At 72.1% G+C, this 16,998-nt stretch carries 19 protein-coding genes; 12 read left to right on the top strand and 7 right to left on the bottom strand.

The window, feature by feature from the left end:
- Positions 1-4 precede the first annotated feature (4 nt).
- The 4 genes from ACPYO6_RS15580 (at position 5) to erm (ending at position 3,484) form a co-directional block, all read left to right on the top strand.
- Positions 5-730 carry an amino acid ABC transporter permease gene (locus tag ACPYO6_RS15580; protein ID WP_425715699.1) on the top strand — a complete coding sequence of 242 codons (726 nt, stop codon included), beginning with the start codon at positions 5-7 and terminating at the stop codon, positions 728-730.
- Positions 727-1,380, top strand: a complete 654-nt coding sequence (ehuD, locus tag ACPYO6_RS15575) for an ectoine/hydroxyectoine ABC transporter permease subunit EhuD (RefSeq protein WP_425715698.1) — start codon at positions 727-729, stop codon at positions 1,378-1,380. The genes ACPYO6_RS15580 and ehuD overlap by 4 nt, the downstream gene beginning before the upstream one ends.
- A gap of 22 nt (positions 1,381-1,402) precedes the next feature.
- Positions 1,403-2,188 (top strand): ectoine/hydroxyectoine ABC transporter ATP-binding protein EhuA, encoded by a 786-nt coding sequence (gene ehuA, locus ACPYO6_RS15570; RefSeq protein ID WP_425715718.1) that lies wholly within the window; start codon positions 1,403-1,405, stop codon positions 2,186-2,188.
- A 438-nt stretch (positions 2,189-2,626) separates the two neighbouring features.
- Positions 2,627-3,484: a 23S ribosomal RNA methyltransferase Erm gene (gene erm, locus ACPYO6_RS15565; RefSeq protein WP_425715697.1), complete on the top strand. Its 858-nt coding sequence runs from the start codon at positions 2,627-2,629 to the stop codon at positions 3,482-3,484.
- Positions 3,485-3,708: 224 nt separating this feature from the next.
- On the opposite strand, the gene ACPYO6_RS15560 is transcribed toward erm, so the two are convergent.
- From ACPYO6_RS15560 to ACPYO6_RS15545, 4 genes are read right to left on the bottom strand one after another with little or no spacing between them, the layout of a single operon-like run.
- A complete protein-coding gene (locus tag ACPYO6_RS15560; RefSeq protein ID WP_425715696.1) occupies positions 3,709-4,953 on the bottom strand; it encodes an acyltransferase family protein in 1,245 nt (414 codons plus the stop codon).
- Entirely contained in the window at positions 4,953-5,318 is a 366-nt protein-coding gene (locus tag ACPYO6_RS15555; protein ID WP_425715695.1) for a GntR family transcriptional regulator, read from the bottom strand. The genes ACPYO6_RS15560 and ACPYO6_RS15555 overlap by 1 nt, the downstream gene beginning before the upstream one ends.
- 14 nt (positions 5,319-5,332) lie before the next feature.
- A complete protein-coding gene (locus ACPYO6_RS15550; RefSeq protein WP_425715694.1) occupies positions 5,333-5,986 on the bottom strand; it encodes an ABC-2 transporter permease in 654 nt (217 codons plus the stop codon).
- Positions 5,983-6,831: an ABC transporter ATP-binding protein gene (locus ACPYO6_RS15545; RefSeq protein ID WP_425715693.1), complete on the bottom strand. Its 849-nt coding sequence runs from the start codon at positions 6,829-6,831 to the stop codon at positions 5,983-5,985. The genes ACPYO6_RS15550 and ACPYO6_RS15545 overlap by 4 nt, the downstream gene beginning before the upstream one ends.
- Before the next feature lie 173 nt (positions 6,832-7,004).
- Between ACPYO6_RS15545 and ACPYO6_RS15540 the strand changes: the two genes are divergently transcribed.
- From ACPYO6_RS15540 to ACPYO6_RS15530, 3 genes are all read left to right on the top strand, one after another.
- The gene (locus ACPYO6_RS15540) at positions 7,005-8,330 is read left to right on the top strand and encodes an NYN domain-containing protein (protein ID WP_425715692.1); all 1,326 of its coding nucleotides are present in this window, start codon (positions 7,005-7,007) and stop codon (positions 8,328-8,330) included.
- A 97-nt stretch (positions 8,331-8,427) separates the two neighbouring features.
- Positions 8,428-8,685: a helix-turn-helix transcriptional regulator gene (locus tag ACPYO6_RS15535; RefSeq protein ID WP_425715691.1), complete on the top strand. Its 258-nt coding sequence runs from the start codon at positions 8,428-8,430 to the stop codon at positions 8,683-8,685.
- Complete coding sequence (locus tag ACPYO6_RS15530; RefSeq protein WP_425715690.1) at positions 8,682-9,290, top strand: hypothetical protein; 609 nt, start codon at positions 8,682-8,684, stop codon at positions 9,288-9,290. The genes ACPYO6_RS15535 and ACPYO6_RS15530 overlap by 4 nt, the downstream gene beginning before the upstream one ends.
- Positions 9,291-9,293: 3 nt before the next feature.
- Here ACPYO6_RS15530 and ACPYO6_RS15525 read toward each other — a convergent pair whose 3' ends face one another.
- Both ACPYO6_RS15525 and nrdF read right to left on the bottom strand, forming a co-directional pair.
- A complete protein-coding gene (locus ACPYO6_RS15525; protein WP_425715689.1) occupies positions 9,294-10,199 on the bottom strand; it encodes a macrolide 2'-phosphotransferase in 906 nt (301 codons plus the stop codon).
- A 118-nt stretch (positions 10,200-10,317) separates the two neighbouring features.
- Positions 10,318-11,292 carry a class 1b ribonucleoside-diphosphate reductase subunit beta gene (gene nrdF, locus ACPYO6_RS15520; RefSeq protein ID WP_425715688.1) on the bottom strand — a complete coding sequence of 325 codons (975 nt, stop codon included), beginning with the start codon at positions 11,290-11,292 and terminating at the stop codon, positions 10,318-10,320.
- Between the two features lie 241 nt (positions 11,293-11,533).
- Here nrdF and ACPYO6_RS15515 point away from each other — a divergent pair, with 241 nt between their 5' ends.
- The 5 genes from ACPYO6_RS15515 to ACPYO6_RS15495 all read left to right on the top strand — a co-directional run bounded on the left by ACPYO6_RS15515 (position 11,534) and on the right by ACPYO6_RS15495 (position 15,921).
- Complete coding sequence (locus ACPYO6_RS15515; protein ID WP_425715687.1) at positions 11,534-12,475, top strand: hypothetical protein; 942 nt, start codon at positions 11,534-11,536, stop codon at positions 12,473-12,475.
- Between the two features lie 161 nt (positions 12,476-12,636).
- Positions 12,637-13,353 carry a hypothetical protein gene (locus ACPYO6_RS15510; RefSeq protein ID WP_425715686.1) on the top strand — a complete coding sequence of 239 codons (717 nt, stop codon included), beginning with the start codon at positions 12,637-12,639 and terminating at the stop codon, positions 13,351-13,353.
- Positions 13,353-14,243 carry a hypothetical protein gene (locus ACPYO6_RS15505; RefSeq protein WP_425715685.1) on the top strand — a complete coding sequence of 297 codons (891 nt, stop codon included), beginning with the start codon at positions 13,353-13,355 and terminating at the stop codon, positions 14,241-14,243. Before ACPYO6_RS15510 ends, ACPYO6_RS15505 begins: the two co-directional genes overlap by 1 nt.
- Positions 14,240-15,010 carry a hypothetical protein gene (locus tag ACPYO6_RS15500; protein ID WP_425715683.1) on the top strand — a complete coding sequence of 257 codons (771 nt, stop codon included), beginning with the start codon at positions 14,240-14,242 and terminating at the stop codon, positions 15,008-15,010. The genes ACPYO6_RS15505 and ACPYO6_RS15500 overlap by 4 nt, the downstream gene beginning before the upstream one ends.
- Positions 15,011-15,084: 74 nt before the next feature.
- On the top strand, positions 15,085-15,921 hold the full coding sequence (locus ACPYO6_RS15495; RefSeq protein WP_425715682.1) for a hypothetical protein: 837 nt from the start codon (positions 15,085-15,087) through the stop codon (positions 15,919-15,921).
- Positions 15,922-15,955: 34 nt separating this feature from the next.
- Here the strand turns inward: ACPYO6_RS15495 and ACPYO6_RS15490 are convergent, their stop codons facing one another.
- A complete protein-coding gene (locus ACPYO6_RS15490) occupies positions 15,956-16,963 on the bottom strand; it encodes a glycine betaine ABC transporter substrate-binding protein (protein ID WP_425715681.1) in 1,008 nt (335 codons plus the stop codon).
- Positions 16,964-16,998: the final 35 nt, after the last annotated feature.

Below are 16,998 nucleotides of genomic sequence, written 5' to 3'. Positions count from 1 at the left end.
TCGCGTGAGCGACAACCTCGACACGCTCGTCGAGGCGCTCCCCCGGCTGTGGGAGGGCGTCCTCGTCACCCTCCAGCTCACCGCCGGCGGGATCATCGGCGCCTTCGTCATCGCGATCGTGCTCGGCCTGGTGGTCCGTAGCGAGCACTGGTACCTGCGGATCCCGGCGCGCCTGCTCATCGAGTTCTTCCGCGGGACGTCGTTGCTCGTGCAGCTCTACGTGCTCTTCTACGTGCTGCCGCAGGTGGGGATCACGCTGACGGGGCTCTTCTGCGGGATCTTCGCCCTGTCGTTCAACTACGGCGCGTACGGGGCGGAGGTCGTCCGCGGGTCGATCAACAACGTGCCCAAGGGCCAGTGGGAGGTCGGCACGGCGCTGAGCATCAGCCCGCTGCACCACATGCGGCGCGTGATCTGGCCGCAGGCGTGGGCGATCATGCTGCCGTCGCTGAGCAATCTGGCTGTCATGCTGCTCAAGGGCACGGCCGTCGCCTACATCATCCTCATGCACGACCTCACGTGGGAGACGGACATCCTGCGCCAGCAGACGGGGAGCACCTTCTTCTCGTACGGCGTCGGCATGGTCATCTACTTCCTCATCTCGCTGGTCATCGTGCTGCTCGCGGCCCTCCTCGAGCGGCACGCGAAGCACAAGCTCGGCCAGGCCGCACCGCTCAACCAGATGTTCAAGGTGACCGCGGGCAAGCCGAGCGAGGTGACCCCACTGTGAACGACGACATCTGGAGCTGGGACCGCGCGGCGGAGGTCTTCCCCGACCTCCTCATGACCTTCCTGCAGGTCACGCTCGTCGCGACCGTCCTGGGGTCGGCGATCGCGGCGGTGCTCGGCCTGATCGTGGCCATCACCCGCCGGGTGATGCCGAAGTGGCTCTGGATGCCGGTGCACGCGGTCATGGAGTTCATCCGCATGACCCCGGTCGTCATCCAGCTGCTGTTCGCCTACTACACGTTCAACAGCATCGACGGCCTGACGATCGGCATCGTCGTCCTCGGGATCCACTACGCCACCTACATGGCGGAGGTCTACCGGTCCGGGATCGACGCGATCCCCAAGGGACAGTGGGAGGCCGCGACCGCCCTGTCGATGTCCCGCACCCGCACCTGGGTCAAGGTCATCATCCCGCAGGCGATCCGTACGACCCTGCCCGCCCTGGGCACCTGGGTGATCTCGATGTTCAAGGACACCCCGTTCCTCACCGTCATCTTCGTCACCGAGATGGTGCGCGAGGCGGAGCGGTACGGCTCGAGGACGTTCACCTACACCGAGGCGCTCGTGCTCGCCGGGTTCATCTTCCTGGTCGCGAGCTACGGCACCTCGGTCCTGCTACGCAAGATGGAGAATCGCCTTGCCACCTACTGACCACTCCGCGCCCGGTGCCGGCATCACGCCGAGCCCCGCCACGGGCGAGCCGAAGCTGCGGTTCGAGAACGTCGTCAAGAAGTTCGGCGACAACACCGTCCTCGAGAACCTCAACTTCAGCGTCGACCGCGGCGAGCGGGTCACGCTCATCGGCCCCTCGGGCTCCGGCAAGACGACCATCCTGCGGCTCGTGATGACGCTCGAGCACCTCACCGGCGGCTACATCTACGTCGACGGCCAGCCGCTCACCCACGAGCTGCGCGGCGGCCGACGGGTCGAGCGCAGGGCGAAGGACGTCGCGAGGATGACCACCCGGATCGGGATGGTCTTCCAGCACTTCCACCTCTTCCCCAACATGTCGGTGCTGGAGAACATCACCGAGGCGCCGATCCACGTGCTCGGCCGCTCGAAGGAGGAGGCGCGCAGCCGCGGTCTCGAGCTGCTCGAGCAGGTCGGCCTCTCGGACAAGGCGGACGAGCACCCCACGCGGCTCTCGGGCGGTCAGCAGCAGCGCGTCGCCATCGCCCGCGCCCTCGCGATGGACCCCGAGATCCTGCTCCTCGACGAGGTGACCTCCGCCCTCGACCCCGAGATCGTCAAGGACGTCCTGTGGGTCCTGCGCGAGGTCGCGAACAACACGGACATCACGATGCTCATCGTCACGCACGAGATGCAGTTCGCCCAGGACGTCTCCCACCGCGTGATGATGTTCGACGGCGGCCAGATCGTCGAGGACGGGCCGCCCGACGTCATCTTCACCAACCCGAGCCACGAGCGGACCCGGTCGTTCCTCGAGGCGATCCTCTGACCAGGGCCCGTCCCGCATAGCCCCGCGCACCCGATCTGCGGACCACAGGGCCGACGACGACGAACCCCCCGTCGTCGTCGGCCCTCCCGTCTGCCGTGCCGGCCGTCGTGCCTGGCGTGCCGGCCGTCGGCCGTGCCGTCCCCACCTGCCCGTCGCCCCGAGAATTCCCTGGACGCCGCCGACCCGCGGCTGTCTAGCATCGCGGTATGGCAGGCATCTTGTGCAGCGGGCCCGCGACGACGGCCGCCCGCGACTACCGCGACCGCCGCGCCTGACGGCGCGTCCGGTCCCACCCGCAGGTCCGTCCGCCCCGCGCCACCGGCGCCGGGCGTCGACGCGTCGTCGCTCCGAGAGCCCTTCGCACCTCGGACGCGCAGCGCCCACGCACACCGCCACCCTGCCCCGGGGTGCTCCACCTCCTTCTCGTGGAGCCCACCCATGCCTCGACGCACGACCCCGCACACCGCCCCTCGCTCGGCCGCCGGAGGACGGCACGAGCTCGGCCAGAACTTCCTCCACCACCCGCCCACCGTGCGGCGGTTCGCCGACCTCGTGCGCGAGACGGACGGCGCGATCCTCGAGCTCGGCGCCGGCGACGGTGCGCTCACCCGCGAGCTCGCCCGCCTGGGCCGTCCGCTGACCGCCGTCGAGATCGACGAGCACCGGGTCGAGCGCCTGCGCCGGATGCTCCGTCGCAGCGGTACCGCGACGACAGCCGACCCCCGAACCACCACCGGCACCGGCACCGGCACCGGCACGGCCACCGTGCGCATCGAGCACGACGACGCGATGCGTGTCCCGCTCGACGCCCCCGTCGTCGCCGGCAACATCCCCTTCCACCTCACGAGCCCGCTGCTGCGTCGGCTGCTCACCGCCGGCCGGTGGCAGCACGCCGTCCTGCTCACCCAGTGGGAGGTGGCGCGGAAGCGGGCCGGCGTCGGAGGCGGCACCATGATGACCGCCCAGGGCGCGCCGTGGTTCGAGGTCCGGATCGAGTTCCGGGTGCCGGCCCGGCACTTCCGGCCCGTGCCCGGCGTCGACGGCGGTGTGCTGAGCATCGTGCGCCGACCGCGCCCACTCGTTCCGGTCTCCCAGCGGCGCGGCTACGAGGCGTTCGTCCGCGCGGTGTTCACCGGCCGCGGCGGGCGGATCGCCCGAGTGGTCGAGCGCGCGGCCCGCGTCGACCGCCGGGCGGCGGAGCGGGCGCTCGCCCGGGCCGGCGTCGACGGGCGGGCGCTGCCCCGCGACGTCGGGCCCGAGCAGTGGGCCTCACTCTGGCACGACCTGCGCGGGTGAGGTCCGGCGCTCCTCGCGCCGGGCGTCCGGGCACCCGCGCGCCCACCGGTGCTCGCACGTGCGACCCGCCGGGGATGCGCCGACCAGGAACGACGGCGGGGGGCGGAAGAGAAAGGAACCCGCCCGACCACCCCCTCGGGTCATCCTCCCTGCTCTAGTCCGGCGGGGCCGGACGAGCATAGACTCGTCCGGCCCCCGCCGTCGGTCACGCTTCCCGGTCCGGGTCAGATGACCTCCCGCACCAGCCGGCTGCGCCGCAGGAGCGCGACGACCGCCCAGCTGACGCTCGCGGAGATCACCAGCGCGAGGGCGAACGCGACCACCGGCGTGAGGCCGAGCGGGCCGAGCAGCGCGACGACGCCGACGATGACGGGCGCGTGGACCACGTACACGCCGAAGGCGTTCCGGGTGAGGAACCGGCCCGCCGGCGTCGACCGGGACGCGTACCGCTCGAACACGCGCAGCAGGACGAGGATGACCCCGACCGCGAACAGCGCGTCGAACAGGGCGAACCCGAGGTGCGCCGGGTCTGGGCCCGCCGGCACCGGGTCGGCCGTGTCGAGCGTCCGGTAACCGCCGAGGACCATCGGCACGAACGACGCGACGACGAGGCCCGCACCGAGCAGGCCCGCGCGGCGCGGCAGCCCGCTGAACCAGCCCCGGCGGAAGGCGAGGATCCCGACGACGAACAGCGCCACGTACTGCAGCACGTACCCGGGGCTCGGGATCCCGATGACCGGGATGAACGAGCCGGTCGGGAACCAGATCCGCCACACGTAGGAGACGACGCCGAGCCCGATCGCGAACGCGACGACGTGCCGTGCGCGCAGGGAGACGGCGGTCCCCCGCGTGGTGAGCCCCGCCGTCGACGTGCGGTCAGGCACCGGGGCGCGGCGGGCCGCCGAGGCGCCGGCCGATCGCACCGTGCGCGGCGTCGTCGGGAGAGGATTCGTCCGCGGCCGACGCTCCCGGACCAGCGCGTAGCCGAGCGAGAGGACGAGCAGCGCGAGGACGAACCACATCGGCCCCACCTCCCAGTCGGTGAGGTAGAAGAGCCAGTAGGGCTCGCGCTCACCCGGAGGCTGGTCGAGGTAGGTCGGCAGCGAGTACAGCGGGCGCAGCAGCACCATGAACGCCACGAACGGCAGGCCGAGGCGCTTGACGCGGTCGAGCGCCCAGCGCCCGGGCCCCTTGCGGTCGACCGATCCCGGCGCGAAGAAGCCGGACAGCATGAAGAACAGGCCCATGAAGAACGTCTGGTTGACGAGCACGAGCAGGTCGAGCGGGAGCGCCGCGAGCTCGGAGTCCGGCTCCTGCCAGTTCGGCCAGATCCCGAGGTTGCCGTAGGCGAGCGCCACGTGGTGGGCGACCACGAGCAGGGTGCCGAACACGCGGAGGTGGTCGATGTGGACGAGCCGCCTCGTCGCGGGGGCGGCGCGGGTGGTCGGTGGGTTCTTCGTCGTGGACATCAGTACTCCTCCTCCACGATGCGGATCAGCTCCTCGCGCGTGAGCCCGAGCGAGCGGTAGTAGTCGACGTTGGTGCGGAACCGCTCGACGGCGAACGCGTGACGCTTGGCGCTCAGTCCGTCGGCGGCGTGCTCGGAGACGTAGGCCCCCTTGCCCTGGCGGGTGTAGATGAGGTCGTCGGCCTCGAGGAGCTCCCAGGCCTTCTTGATGGTGATGACGCTGATCCCGAGCTCCTTGGCGACCGACCGGATCGACGGCAGCATCTCGCCGGCGGCGAGCGACCCGTCGAGGATCTGGGCGGCGATCTGCGACCGGATCTGCTCGTAGATCGGGTCGCTGCCGCGCGGTGAGAGGACGAGGTCCATCCCACCCGCCGCGCTCACAGGTTGACGCGCTCGAAGGCGCGCACCGAGAGGCGGTGGGAGGCGGCGGTGAGGCCGATGAACGCGAGCGCCCCGAGGACGAGCACGAGCAGCTGCGGTACGGCGTCGGCGGGGTCGAGCGTGTCGAGGACCCCGCTCGCGCCGGGCACGAGGGCGACGGACAGCTCGGCGGCGACGTAGACCACCGCGAAGGCGATCCCCGCGAGCACGCCGTGGCGGCCGATGCGGTGCCCGGTGGTGAAGTACCCGGGCAGGAACACGATGTTGAAGACGCCGTAGGCCAGCAGGACGAAGCCGAAGAAGGCGGGGTTGCCGTCGAGACCGACGGCGTTGCCTCCCGGCTGCATCTGCGCGACGACGACGGCGACCACCGCCAGGGCGGCGAGCTGGACGAGCTCGACCGCGCCGACGATGAGGTGCTTGCCGGTCACGAGCCGGGCGCGCGCGATCGGCAGCGAGATGCTGAAGACATGGTCCCTGTTGGCGTTCGCCTCCGACAGCGCGATGAACAGGGCGAGCATGAAGTAGCTGACGCCGATGATCATCGGGTAGTGCGGGATGAGGTTGAACAGCGTGAGGGCGGCGAACCCCAGGTAGGCGGGCGGCACGACGAGGCGCGCCTCCTTGTGCACGAGCGTGGCGATGCTCATCGTGCTCCCTCCAGGTCGTAGAAGACCATGAGGTCCTCCAGGTTCGGTCGTTCGGCCTGCACGTGCGGCGAGACCTCGGCCAGGTCGGCGGTGCGGACGAGGCCGGAGAATCCGAACGCGTGGTCGCGGTGGCCGATGAGCCGGCCGCGCAGGTCGTCGGTCAGCTCCTCGCGGGAGCCGCCGACGAGCCGGTGGCCGTCGATGGGGTCGTCCTTGGTGTCGTCCGCGATGACGTGCCCGTCGCGGATGAAGACGATGAGGTCGGCGATCTTGTCCAGGTCGCTCGTGATGTGCGTGGAGAACAGGACGGCGCGGTCGCCGTCCTCGACGACCTCCTGGAGCACCCCGAGCAGCTGGTCGCGCGCCACGGGGTCGAGCCCGCTCGTCGGCTCGTCGAGCAGGATGAGCCGGGCGCCGTGCGAGAGCGCCATGGCCACGCCGAGCTTGACGCGCATGCCGGTCGACAGCTCGCTGATCTTCTTGGCGTCGCCGATGCCGAACCGCTCGAGGTAGTGCGCGAAGAGCCGGCCGTCCCAGTGGTCGTAGAACCGCCGGTAGACGTCGACGACGGTGCGCACCCGGTGCTTCGGGTAGACGTCGAGCGGACCGAGGGCGGCCCCGATGAGCTGCTTGGCCCCGGCCTCGTCGGCGTAGATGTCCCGGCCCTCGAAGGTCACGGTGCCGGCGTCGGGACGCACGATGTTGAGGATCGACTTGAGCGTCGTGGTCTTGCCGGCCCCGTTCACGCCGATGAAGCCGGTGATGTAGCCGGGCTCGATCTCGAAGGACACGTCCTCCAGCCGGAATCCCGGGTAGCGCTTCGTCAGTCCGTCGACGACGAGCATGGTCCACCTCCTGTGTTGCTACTGTGCATAGACAGTAGACACAGTGAGCGGGGCGGGGTCAATGCCTTTCGGCGGGTGCGGGAGTGTCGCAGGTCTCGTCAGCGGCCGTGGCGCCATGGGCGCCCGCGTCGTCGGCGGAGTTTCCCGCCCGAGCGGCGCCATAGGCTGGCCACATGGACGACGACGCACGGATGGCCGTGTTCCTCGACTACGAGAACCTCGCGCTCGGCGCGCGCGACCACCTGGGCGGGATGACGTTCGACTTCGGGCCGATCGCCGATGCGCTCGCCGTCCGCGGCCGCAGCCTCACCCGCCGCGCGTACGCCGACTGGTCGTACTTCGACGAGGACCGTCGGATGCTCACGCGCCACCAGTTCGAGCTCATCGAGATCCCGCAGCGCATGGGCGCCTCGCGGAAGAACGCGGCCGACATCAAGATGGTCGTCGACGCGATCGAGATGGCCTTCGAGCGCGACTACGTCTCGACCTTCGTCCTGTGCACGGGGGACAGCGACTTCTCCCCGCTCGTCCACAAGCTGCGCGAGCTCGACAAGCGCGTGATCGGCGTCGGGGTCGAGCTCTCGACCTCCCGGCTCCTGCCGCCGGCCTGCGACGAGTTCCTCTTCTACGACCGCCTCGAGGGCGTGGAGCCCGGGGACGAGGCCCCCCGACGACGAGGCGCGCACGCCCGGGGTCCCGCCGCCCAGGCGCGGCACGGCGCGCAGGTGGTGCTGCCGTCGGGCAGCGGGACCGGCGCGGGGTCGTCGGTTGCCGGCGGGTCCGGCTCGACCGCGAAGAGCGCGGGTGGCGCCGGCGCGGGGAGCGCGGGCGGCGCCGGCGGGACCAGCTCGACGTCCGGCGGCGGTGCCGGAACCGGCCAGGGCGGCACGGGACAGGCCGACTCCTCCGGCTCGGCACGGGTCGGCACGCCCGACGACGACACCCCCGCCTCCCCCTCCGCCGTCGTCCCGGCCGAGGACGCGGACGGCTCCCCCGACGAGGCTGCGGAGTCCGAGCCGATCGAGGTCCGCGTGGCGCAGACGCTCGCCGGTCTGGCCTCGACGGCGGACTCCGTCACCGCGTCGGTGCTCAAGCGCGCGCTGCTGCGGAAGGACCCGACGTTCAGCGAGTCGGACCTCGGGTTCCGCTCGTTCGGCGAGGTGCTGCGGCACCTGGCCGGCCGGGGCGTCGTCGACCTCTCCCCCGGCCCCGCCACGGGCGACCCCGAGGTCTCGCTGCCCGACCGCGGGAGCGACCTCGAGGACACGTTCGACGTGCTCGTCGAGATCGTCGCCAAGGGGGACGGCAACGACGACGGCGCGTTCGCCCTGTCCGGCCTGAAGAACCGGCTGCGCAAGGAGCGACCGGAGTTCAGCGAGAAGGCGCTCGGCTACCGCAGCTTTCTCCAGTTCGTGCGGGGCGCCGAGGCGGGCGGGCACGTCGAGCTCGAGTGGGACGACGAGGCCGGCGACTACCTCGTCACCGTCCCCGAGGGCTGACCTCCTCGCCTGTCACCCGACCAGGATGTCGAACATCCTCGACACAGAATGTAGAGAATCCTTGACATTGAATGTCGAGGATCCTTAACATCGACGCATGACGCCACCGACGCGCACCGACGCGGGCACCGAGAGCCCCGTCCGCGAGCGCCGCAAGCAGCACCGCCTCACGCAGGCGGAGCTCGGCGCGCTGGTCGACGTCAGCCGCCACACCGTCATCGCGATCGAGCAGGGCGACTACGCCCCCTCGGTCTTCCTCGCCCTCCGCCTCGCGCGCGTCCTCGACGCCACGGTCGAGGACCTGTTCGGCGCGCACCCCGACGCCACCCCGAGCCACACAGGAGACCCCTCATGAGCACCGACGACCGCACCGCCGGCCCCGAGTCCTCCTTCGCCACCACCGACGACGCGTCGCCCCGCACCGATCACCCCGAGCCCACCACGCCTGCGGCCCACCCGCGCCGATCCGTCTCCGCACCGTCCGTCATCGGCGACGAGCGCGAGCACGCGGTGGCCAACGAGGCCGCCGCCGTCGGCATGTCGGCGGGGATCTACGCGGGCCTGGGCATCGCGCTCGTCGCGGCGGTCCTCGGCTCGCTCGTCGTGCCGGTGGTCGCCGTCGCACTCACGGCCATCCCCTCGTGGACGATGATGCTGTGGGCGCGGCGCCGCGGGGTCGACCTGGCGGAGCTCGCCGGCCGACTCCCGGCCCGGCAGAAGACCCGCGTCTGGGCGGTCGCCGGCGTCGGGCTCCTGCTCGTGCTCGCCGCGCTCGCCTGGACGCTGTTCACCGGCGACGCCCTCGTCGCACTGCCGTCGGTCGAGGTCGCCGGCCCGGACGCGACCGGTATCGCCCCGAGCGTCGCGCGCGGCGCCGTGATCGGGGGGTTCGCAGGACTGCTCGTCGCCGTCGTGACGTCCTATCTTCCCGGCCGCCGCCGGAACCGCGACGACGCGTAGCCGTCAGGCCGGGTCGAGCAGCTCCTGGGCCGCGGCCCGGTGCGTCGGGTCACCCGTCTCGAGCGCGTAGATCCCGTACCCCACGAGGTTCGCCGCCACGATCTCGGCGCAGTGGTCGGCCAGGCGCGGCCACGTCCGGCCGCCGCTCGCCTCGTAGGCCTCGAGCGTCACCGCGAAGGCCGCCGTGCCGGCCGTCATGTGGTGCAGGGCGAGGTCCGCGCCGGGGTCGCCGACCTTCGCCGTCGTCCAGTCGAGCACGGCCGTCGGCCGCTCGTCGGCGTCGACGAGGACGTGAGCGGGATAGAGCTCGCCGTGCGTGAGCACCGACCAGGTCGGCCAGAAGGAGTCGTCCGCGAGCCAGGAGCGCCACCGCTCGAGCAGCTCGGGCGCCACCGTGAACCCCTCGGCGACCCGGTCCACCTGGCCGGACCACCGGCGTCGGACCTGCTCGGGCGACTCGACCGGCATCCTGGCGGCCCGCGCCACCTCCACGTCGATGCCGTGCAGCTCCGCGACGAGCGCGCCGAAGGCTCGCGCGTACGCCGTCGAGGTCGGGTCGACCCGCCACACCGGCTCGCCCGCGGCGTCGATCGTCAGACCCGGCTCACCGGGCAGCTGCGGGTAGGCGACGAGCTCGGCCGACCGGACCCGCCAGTCGGGGACGGCCACGGTGAGGCGAGGACCGACGGCGTCGAGGACGGCGGCCTCGTCGGCGATCCGCTCCGCCACGTCGGGCCGCCGCGGGACCCGAAGGACCCACCGCTCGCCGTCGTTCGCGGTCGCGAAGGCCACCCGGTAGTCGAGCCCGATCTCCTCGAGCCGCAGCGAGTCCGCATCGATGTCGAGCCCGTGCCGCCGGGCCAGCTCGACGAGCCCGGCCACGGTGTCCGCGGGTGGCGTCCCGGTCATCGGTCCCCCTCGCTCATCGGTCCTCCTCGGTCGTGGACGCCGAAGGCGCCGCCCCTGCGCGAGATGCGGCGCCGTCGTCGTCGGGTGGTGACCGCCGGTCAGCCGGCGGCCGGTGACGTCAGAAGTCCCAGTCCTCGTCCTCGGTGTTCTCCGCCTTGCCCATGACGTAGGACGAGCCGGAGCCGGAGAAGAAGTCATGGTTCTCGTCCGCGTTGGGGCTGAGCGAGGACAGGATCGCCGGGTTGACGGCGGTCTGGTCGGACGTGAACAGGCCCTCGTAGCCGAGGTTGTTGAGCGCCTTGTTGGCGTTGTACTTGAGGAACGCCTTGACGTCCTCGGTCAGGCCGAGCGGGTCGTAGAGGTCCGCCGTGTACTGCTCCTCGTTCTCGTACAGCTCGAAGAGCAGCTCGAAGGTGTAGTCCTTGAGCTCCTGGCGACGCTCCGGCGAGGCCTTCTCGAGGGCCTTCTGGTACTTGTAGCCGATGTAGTACCCGTGGACGGCCTCGTCGCGGATGATGAGGCGGATGAGGTCCGCGGTGTTCGTCAGCTTTGCGCGGCTCGACCAGTACATCGGCGCGTAGAAGCCGGAGTAGAAGAGGAACGACTCGAGCATCGTCGAGGCGACCTTGCGCTTCTCCGGGTCGTCGCCGCGGTAGTACTCCATGACGATGGCGGCCTTGCGCTGGAGGTTCTCGTTCTCCTCCGACCAGCGGAACGCCTCGTCGATCTCGGCGGTGGAGATGAGGGTGGAGAAGATCGAGGAGTACGACTTCGCGTGCACCGACTCCATGAACGCGATGTTCGTGTAGACGGCCTCCTCGTGCGGGGTGACGGCGTCCGGGATGAGGCTGACGGCGCCGACGGTGCCCTGGACCGTGTCGAGCAGCGTGAGGCCCGTGAAGACGCGGGTCGTCATCAGCTTCTCGTCGTCGGTCAGGGTCGCCCACGACTGGATGTCGTTGGACAGCGGCACCTTCTCCGGCAGCCAGAAGTTCGAGGTCAGGCGGTCCCAGACCTCCTGGTCCTTGTCGTCGATGATGCGGTTCCAGTTGATCGCCTGGACCGACGAGACGAGCTTGAGCTTCTCGGACACGGTGCTCCTTGTCGTGCAGCCGCGCGGGCCGTGCGCGCGGTCGGGTGACTCCGCGCGGGGCGCGGGGACGGTGCGCCCATCGTCCCACGAAGCACCGACGGCGTCGCCGACCGACAAGGTGAGGTACGACGTCGACGCGCCGGTCACCACGCCCCGCCCTGACCGGCGGTCGGACGGTCGTGGGGAGGACGGACCACGTGAGGACCGTGACGACCAGGAGCTCGCCGGTGAGAATGCCGGGGTGACCAACTCGCACGGCCCGCATCCGGGACCTCACCGCGGCCCGCACCCCGGGCAGCATCCTGGCCGACTCGTCGGGCCTCACCCCGGTCCGCAGCATCCTGACCGGCACATCGGGCCCCACTGCGGCCAGGCCCCCGGCCTGCTCTCGGGTACGCCCGACGGGGCGAACGCCCACCCGTTTCCCGGTTCGCCACCTGTCCGGGGCCCGTGGGACGACCGGCATGCGGGACGACGCCCGTGGCTCTCCGCGGCGGCCGACGTCGCGGCCGTCACCGCCACCTCGCTGATCGCCACCCTCCTCGCTGCCACGCTCGCCTCGCTCCTGATCGACGAACAGGGCGACTTCCGCCTCGAGGGCGGGCGCCGCATGCCCGAGGGAGATTCGGGCGCCGCACTCACCGCGACCACGATCGCCCTGGTCCTCTCGCTCGTGGTCCTGCGGCTCCACGGCCGTTGGCGCGACCGCCGAGACTGGTACGAGGGCCGCGGCGATGCCCGCTCGATGAGTCCGGGGGCGTGCCTCGGCGTCGACCTCGTCGAGTCGGTGCTCCTCGTTCTTCCGCCGGCGCTGATCCTGCTGACGACCGATGTGCGGGCGGACCGGGAGGTCGGCCTCGCGATGGTGAGCACCGCCGCCTTCCTGCACATCTCCCGTGCCCTCGGCTCGCTCGGTTGGGCGGCAGAACCGTCTCCACGTACCGGCGACAGCCGTCCGCTCGTGGGACGCGGTCGGGGCGCGACGTTCCTCCGGGTCGCACTGGCCGTGGTTGCTGCGGCGGGTGCCCCGCTCGTCGGGCTGCTCGCGTTCGATGACACCGACTTCATCCACGCCGGCGCCACAGTCACTGCCGTCATGCTCCCGATCATCACGTTCGTGGTCTGGCTCCGGTCCCGGACCCGGCGCCCACACGGAACCGCAGACCCGACAATGGGCGCATGACCCTGCACGGCGATCACCCCGTCCCGGCGCCCGGCACGCGCGCCCCCGACGGGAGCGTGTGGAACGGCCGCTTCTGGGAGCTCCCGCCCGGCGGGCCGGGCGGCCCCTCGGCGGGCCCACCACCCGGTAGCTCGCCTCACGGGGCGCACGACCGTCCGGGCATGCACGACCCCTACGGGGCGCACCCGTCGCCCGGCGCCCACACCGTCCAGGGCCGGCATGCCGCCCAGGCACCGCCCCTCGCCCGGACGACGGTCCGCCGGCTCGCCCGCCGCCGCACCATCGCCATCGGGACGGGCGCGCTGCTCGCGACCGCCGCCGCGGCCGTCGCCCTCCCGATCCTCGGCGAGATCCCCGACTTCCGCGGAACCACGTTCGACGAGGTGATCACGGTCGCCGGCGTCCTCGTCGTCGCGCTGCTCGGCTACGGGATCTTGCTCGCCGCCCTGCCCTACCGACGCTGGTCGGGCGGCGCACGGAACGTGACCGAGCCGAAGAACCCGTGGCTCGACCTCCTGCGCGGCCTCCTCGCGATCGTCCCCGCGGCGGTCGTCGCCGGCGCCGGCAACGGCCTCGACGACGCACCTCTCGCACTCGCGGGTGCGCTGGCGTCGGCCACCTTCGGCTACGTCGCCGCGTTGCGCATCCCCTGGCGCCTGCTCGACCACGGCCCCGACGACCGTCGGGCGACCCGCCGGACGCGCGTCTCCCGCGCGCTGGTCGCGCTCCTGCTGGGGCTGCTCAGCCTGGCGCCGATCCTCCTCGTGCCGGGGTACGGCGGCGAGCAGGTCGTCCTCGGCCTCATCCTGCTGGTCGGCGCCCTCGTGGTCTCGTGGGTGGGCTACCTCCTCGGGCACATCCTCCCGGGCGGCCTCTGATGGCGCAGCAGCACGCCGCGCCGCCACCTGGCGCACGCCGTGCTGACGGCGGCGTGTGGAACGGCCGGTTCTGGGAGCTCCCGCCCGGGGGACCGGGCGGCCTGTCGGTCGATCAGCTCCGCGACGACGCACGCGCACGCTCCGGACGTCCGATCGACCCGGGCAGGTCCACACGCTCCGACCTCACGACGACGACGATCGCCTCGATCGTCCTCACCGCGGTCGCCGCGCCGGCGGCCGTCCTCATCGACGCCGACGGGCCTGACGACATGGCCCCCGGGCTGATCGCGACGCTGGCGGCAGGCGCGGGTGTCGTCGTCGGGGGCGTGGTGCTCCTCCTCCAGCGCTTCCGGGTGCACGAGCGTGCCTGGTACGTCGCGCGCAGCGACGCCCGCTCGATGGGCCCGCTCACCGCGCTCGGCCTCGACCTCGCGCAGGCCCTGCTCGGCTACGCGGCACCCGTGGGCCTCGCGATCGGCGCAGCGGCGGCCGGCGAGCGCCTGCTCTCGCTCGCCGGTTTCGCCTCGACCATGTTCGTCGGCCTCACGCTGGCGGTGTGGGGCTCCCGCGACCCGCTGCGCGGCGACGGGTTCCGGCGCAACCTCCGCCACGAGTGGATCCACGAGGTCGTCGACGGCTTCGCCCGGCGCGGCCGGGCCACGCGCTGGACACGGTTCCTGCTCGGGGTGGTGCTCGGCTCGGCGGCGGGCGCGGTGGCCGTCGTCGTCCCCGAGCCCACGCCCGAGGCCGGGATGATGGTCGGGATCCTCGTGGTCATGGCGATCGCGGGCTGGATCTTCTTCGGCATCCACGCCTGGTGGGACAAGGTCGAGCGCAAGGCCTTCTCGACGGCCCCCGGCGGCACCCGACCGGAGGAGCGGGCGCGATGACCTGGGAGCAGCCGCCGCTCGACGGCGGCAGGTCGAGCATCTCGGACATCGCGGCGACAACGCTCGGCGCGCTCCTCATGACGGCCGCCGCCGTCGGCGTCCTCCACCTCATGGCCACGTACGCCGATCCGGACGCACCCGGCGCGAACGCCACGATCGCCGCCTGCACCGGCGCCGTCGCCTACGCGGTGGTCCGCATCGTCCAGCGGTTCCGCATGGACGCCCGGTCCTGGTACACGCCGCGCAGCGACCGCCGGTCGATGAGCCTGCCCACCGCGCTGGTCCTCGACCAGGTCCAGGGAGTCCTGCTCTACGCGCCGCCCGTGGTGCTCACCGTGCTCGCCGCAGAGCGGGGCGACCGGCACCTCGCCCTGACCGGGGCGACGTGCGCGGTCGTGCTCGGCGTCCTCACCGCGATGTGGGCCGTGCGCTGGCCGCTCCTCCACACCGGCCTACGTCAGGTACCGAACCAGTCCGCGCGCTACGAGCCGGTGGTCGGGTTCGTCCGGCGCGCCGTCCCGTCCCGGCTCCTGCGCATGCTGCTCGGCCTCGTGCTCGCGGCCGCCGGGGCGGCTGCGGGTGCGCTCGTGCCCGAGCCTCGCCCCGTGCTCGGCATGATGCTCGCGATCATCCTCGTGCTCGGGTCGGCCGCCGGCGTGTTCCTCCGGCTCAACGACCGCTGGGACAGGCAAGAGGGCCGACGACGCGAGCGGATCATCGCCGAGCGCCAGGAACGAGCGCGCCGCAAGCAGCAGGTGCGCGGGTGAGGGACGCGCCGAGGGGGCGCGGATGAGCTGCGCGCCACGGGGGTGCCGATGAGCAGGGCGCCGAGGGAGGACCGATGAGCCGGCCGCCGGACGGACGGCCCTGGCCGGCCCCCGACCGCGGGCCGGCCGACGAGCTGTGGCCGGGACGCCGATCGTGGCCGTCGGCGGGCTGGGACCTCGTAGCGACCACCACGATGGCGGTCGTCGCCGTCGTCGTCGCCGCCACCCTCGCCCCCGCGCTGCTCGACGACACCGGCCGTCTGCGTGTCGACCTCTTCGACGGGACCGACGGCGCGCCGGCCGCGGCGATTGCGGCCGCGGCCGTCGGACTCGTCGTCGCTCTCGTCGTCCTGCCGGTCTACCGGCGGTGGCGCAACGGCCGACCCTGGTACGAGGGACGCGGCGACACGCGATCGATGGGCACCGGCGCCGTGCTGCTCGTCGACCTCGTCCAGGCCGCTCTGCTCACGATCCCGCCGCTGGTGGTCCTGCCGGCTATCGACCTCTCCCGGCACCCGGAGAGCGGGCTCGCAGCGGTTGCCGCAGCTACGGCTCTGCTCGCCCTGCGCGGGGCGACCGCGCAGGTCTGGGCCGGCGAGGCACAGCCACGGAAGGGGGACCCGCGGCTACTGGCGCCCCGCTCACGGGTCGCGAAGGTGTCCCGGATCGGGGCCGCCTGGCTGATGGCCCCGGCCGGGCCGCTCGTCGGGCTCGTCGCGTTCGAGGACGGCGAGGCGTTCGTCCTGGTGGCGGTCCTCGTCGCGGTCCTCGTGCCGCTCGTGAGCGTGGTGTCGTGGTTGAGGTTCCGGACGCCGCGGCCACCCGGGTACGCGGAGCCGACGGTGCCGCGACCGGGGGCTCGCGCCCCGGACGGCCTGGGGCCGGGGGCCGGTCCGCACGCCACGCGCTGAGCGCACCGACGCCGACCGTCCCCCGCCCCGGGCGTCAGCTCTCGGTCTCGGAGCTCTCGTCGTCGTCGGATGATTCCGTCCCGGACCCGGACCCGGACCCGGATCCGGAACCGGACTCCGAACTCGACTCTGCGCCGGGCCCTCCCGCGTACTCCCCCGCGAGCATCGCGTCGACGTAGTCGGGGTTCTCCTCGAGCCACTGGTCCACGGCCTCGTCGTTCGACTCGCCGCCCAGCTCGTTGAACATGATGTTCTCGAGGGAGTGCAGCTGGTCGCTGGTCATGTAGAAGCCGCTGAGCCACTCGGCGATCTCGGGGTGGTCCTCCGAGAAGCCCGCGGTGCCGTACACGTAGATGTCGTCCGGGGTGCCGAGCGCTCCCTGCGGATCCTCGAGGTCCCGGATGGGGAAGGCGTCGTACGCCCAGTGCGGGCGCCACAATGTCACGACGATGTTCTCACCGGACGACACGGCGGCGTCGAGCTCGGAGAGCATCGCGGTGGTCGACGAGGTCACGAGCTCCATGTCCTCCAGCCCGTAGGTGGGGATCACCTCGTCCTCCGTGAGCCCGGTGAGCACGGCCCCCTCCTCGATGCCGACGATCCGGTTGCCGAACTCGTCGGCGTGGTCAGCGAGCTCGTCGAGGGACGTGATGGGGGCGTCCTCGTTGACCGCGATGGTCATCGGCGCCTCCTCGTACCACATGCCGATCTCCTCGACCCGGTCGCCGTACTCCTCGATGTGCGGCGCGTTGGCGTCGGGGAGCCATACGTCGTAGTTGAGGTCGTACTCGCCCTCGGCCAGACCCGTCCACAGCACCGCCATGTCGACGGTCTCGAGCTCGACCTCGTACCCCCGGTCCTCGAGGATCCGCTGCCACAGGTGACCCGTCGCGAGCGCCTCCTCCCAGCCGGCCGGGATGCCGATGACGACGGGCTCGTCGCTGCTGCCCGCGTCGTCGTCGGAGCCGCCGCAGGCGGCCAGGGTGAGGGCGATTGCCACGGCCACCGAGACGGACGCGGTGCGATGGGTGATGGTGCGCATATGGTTCCTTCCACTGCTCATCTGCCAGGAGCGGC

Source organism: Georgenia sp. Z1344, assembly GCF_049856295.1.
GTDB lineage: Bacteria > Actinomycetota > Actinomycetes > Actinomycetales > Actinomycetaceae > JB111.
The sequence above is the reverse complement of the archived record's forward strand: the minus strand, read 5'-3'. Positions and strand labels throughout refer to the sequence as shown.

Excerpts from the sequence above, each read along its gene's own strand:
- erm (WP_425715697.1), top strand. The coding sequence starts at position 2,627 with ATGCCTCGACGCACGACCCCGCACACCGCCCCTCGCTCGGCCGCCGGA.
- ACPYO6_RS15560 (WP_425715696.1), bottom strand. The coding sequence starts at position 4,953 with ATGTCCACGACGAAGAACCCACCGACCACCCGCGCCGCCCCCGCGACG.
- ACPYO6_RS15555 (WP_425715695.1), bottom strand. The coding sequence starts at position 5,318 with ATGGACCTCGTCCTCTCACCGCGCGGCAGCGACCCGATCTACGAGCAG.
- ACPYO6_RS15550 (WP_425715694.1), bottom strand. The coding sequence starts at position 5,986 with ATGAGCATCGCCACGCTCGTGCACAAGGAGGCGCGCCTCGTCGTGCCG.
- ACPYO6_RS15545 (WP_425715693.1), bottom strand. The coding sequence starts at position 6,831 with ATGCTCGTCGTCGACGGACTGACGAAGCGCTACCCGGGATTCCGGCTG.
- ACPYO6_RS15540 (WP_425715692.1), top strand. The coding sequence starts at position 7,005 with ATGGACGACGACGCACGGATGGCCGTGTTCCTCGACTACGAGAACCTC.
- ACPYO6_RS15535 (WP_425715691.1), top strand. The coding sequence starts at position 8,428 with ATGACGCCACCGACGCGCACCGACGCGGGCACCGAGAGCCCCGTCCGC.
- ACPYO6_RS15530 (WP_425715690.1), top strand. The coding sequence starts at position 8,682 with ATGAGCACCGACGACCGCACCGCCGGCCCCGAGTCCTCCTTCGCCACC.
- ACPYO6_RS15525 (WP_425715689.1), bottom strand. The coding sequence starts at position 10,199 with ATGACCGGGACGCCACCCGCGGACACCGTGGCCGGGCTCGTCGAGCTG.
- ACPYO6_RS15510 (WP_425715686.1), top strand. The coding sequence starts at position 12,637 with ATGCACGACCCCTACGGGGCGCACCCGTCGCCCGGCGCCCACACCGTC.
- ACPYO6_RS15505 (WP_425715685.1), top strand. The coding sequence starts at position 13,353 with ATGGCGCAGCAGCACGCCGCGCCGCCACCTGGCGCACGCCGTGCTGAC.
- ACPYO6_RS15500 (WP_425715683.1), top strand. The coding sequence starts at position 14,240 with ATGACCTGGGAGCAGCCGCCGCTCGACGGCGGCAGGTCGAGCATCTCG.
- ACPYO6_RS15495 (WP_425715682.1), top strand. The coding sequence starts at position 15,085 with ATGAGCCGGCCGCCGGACGGACGGCCCTGGCCGGCCCCCGACCGCGGG.
- ACPYO6_RS15490 (WP_425715681.1), bottom strand. The coding sequence starts at position 16,963 with ATGCGCACCATCACCCATCGCACCGCGTCCGTCTCGGTGGCCGTGGCA.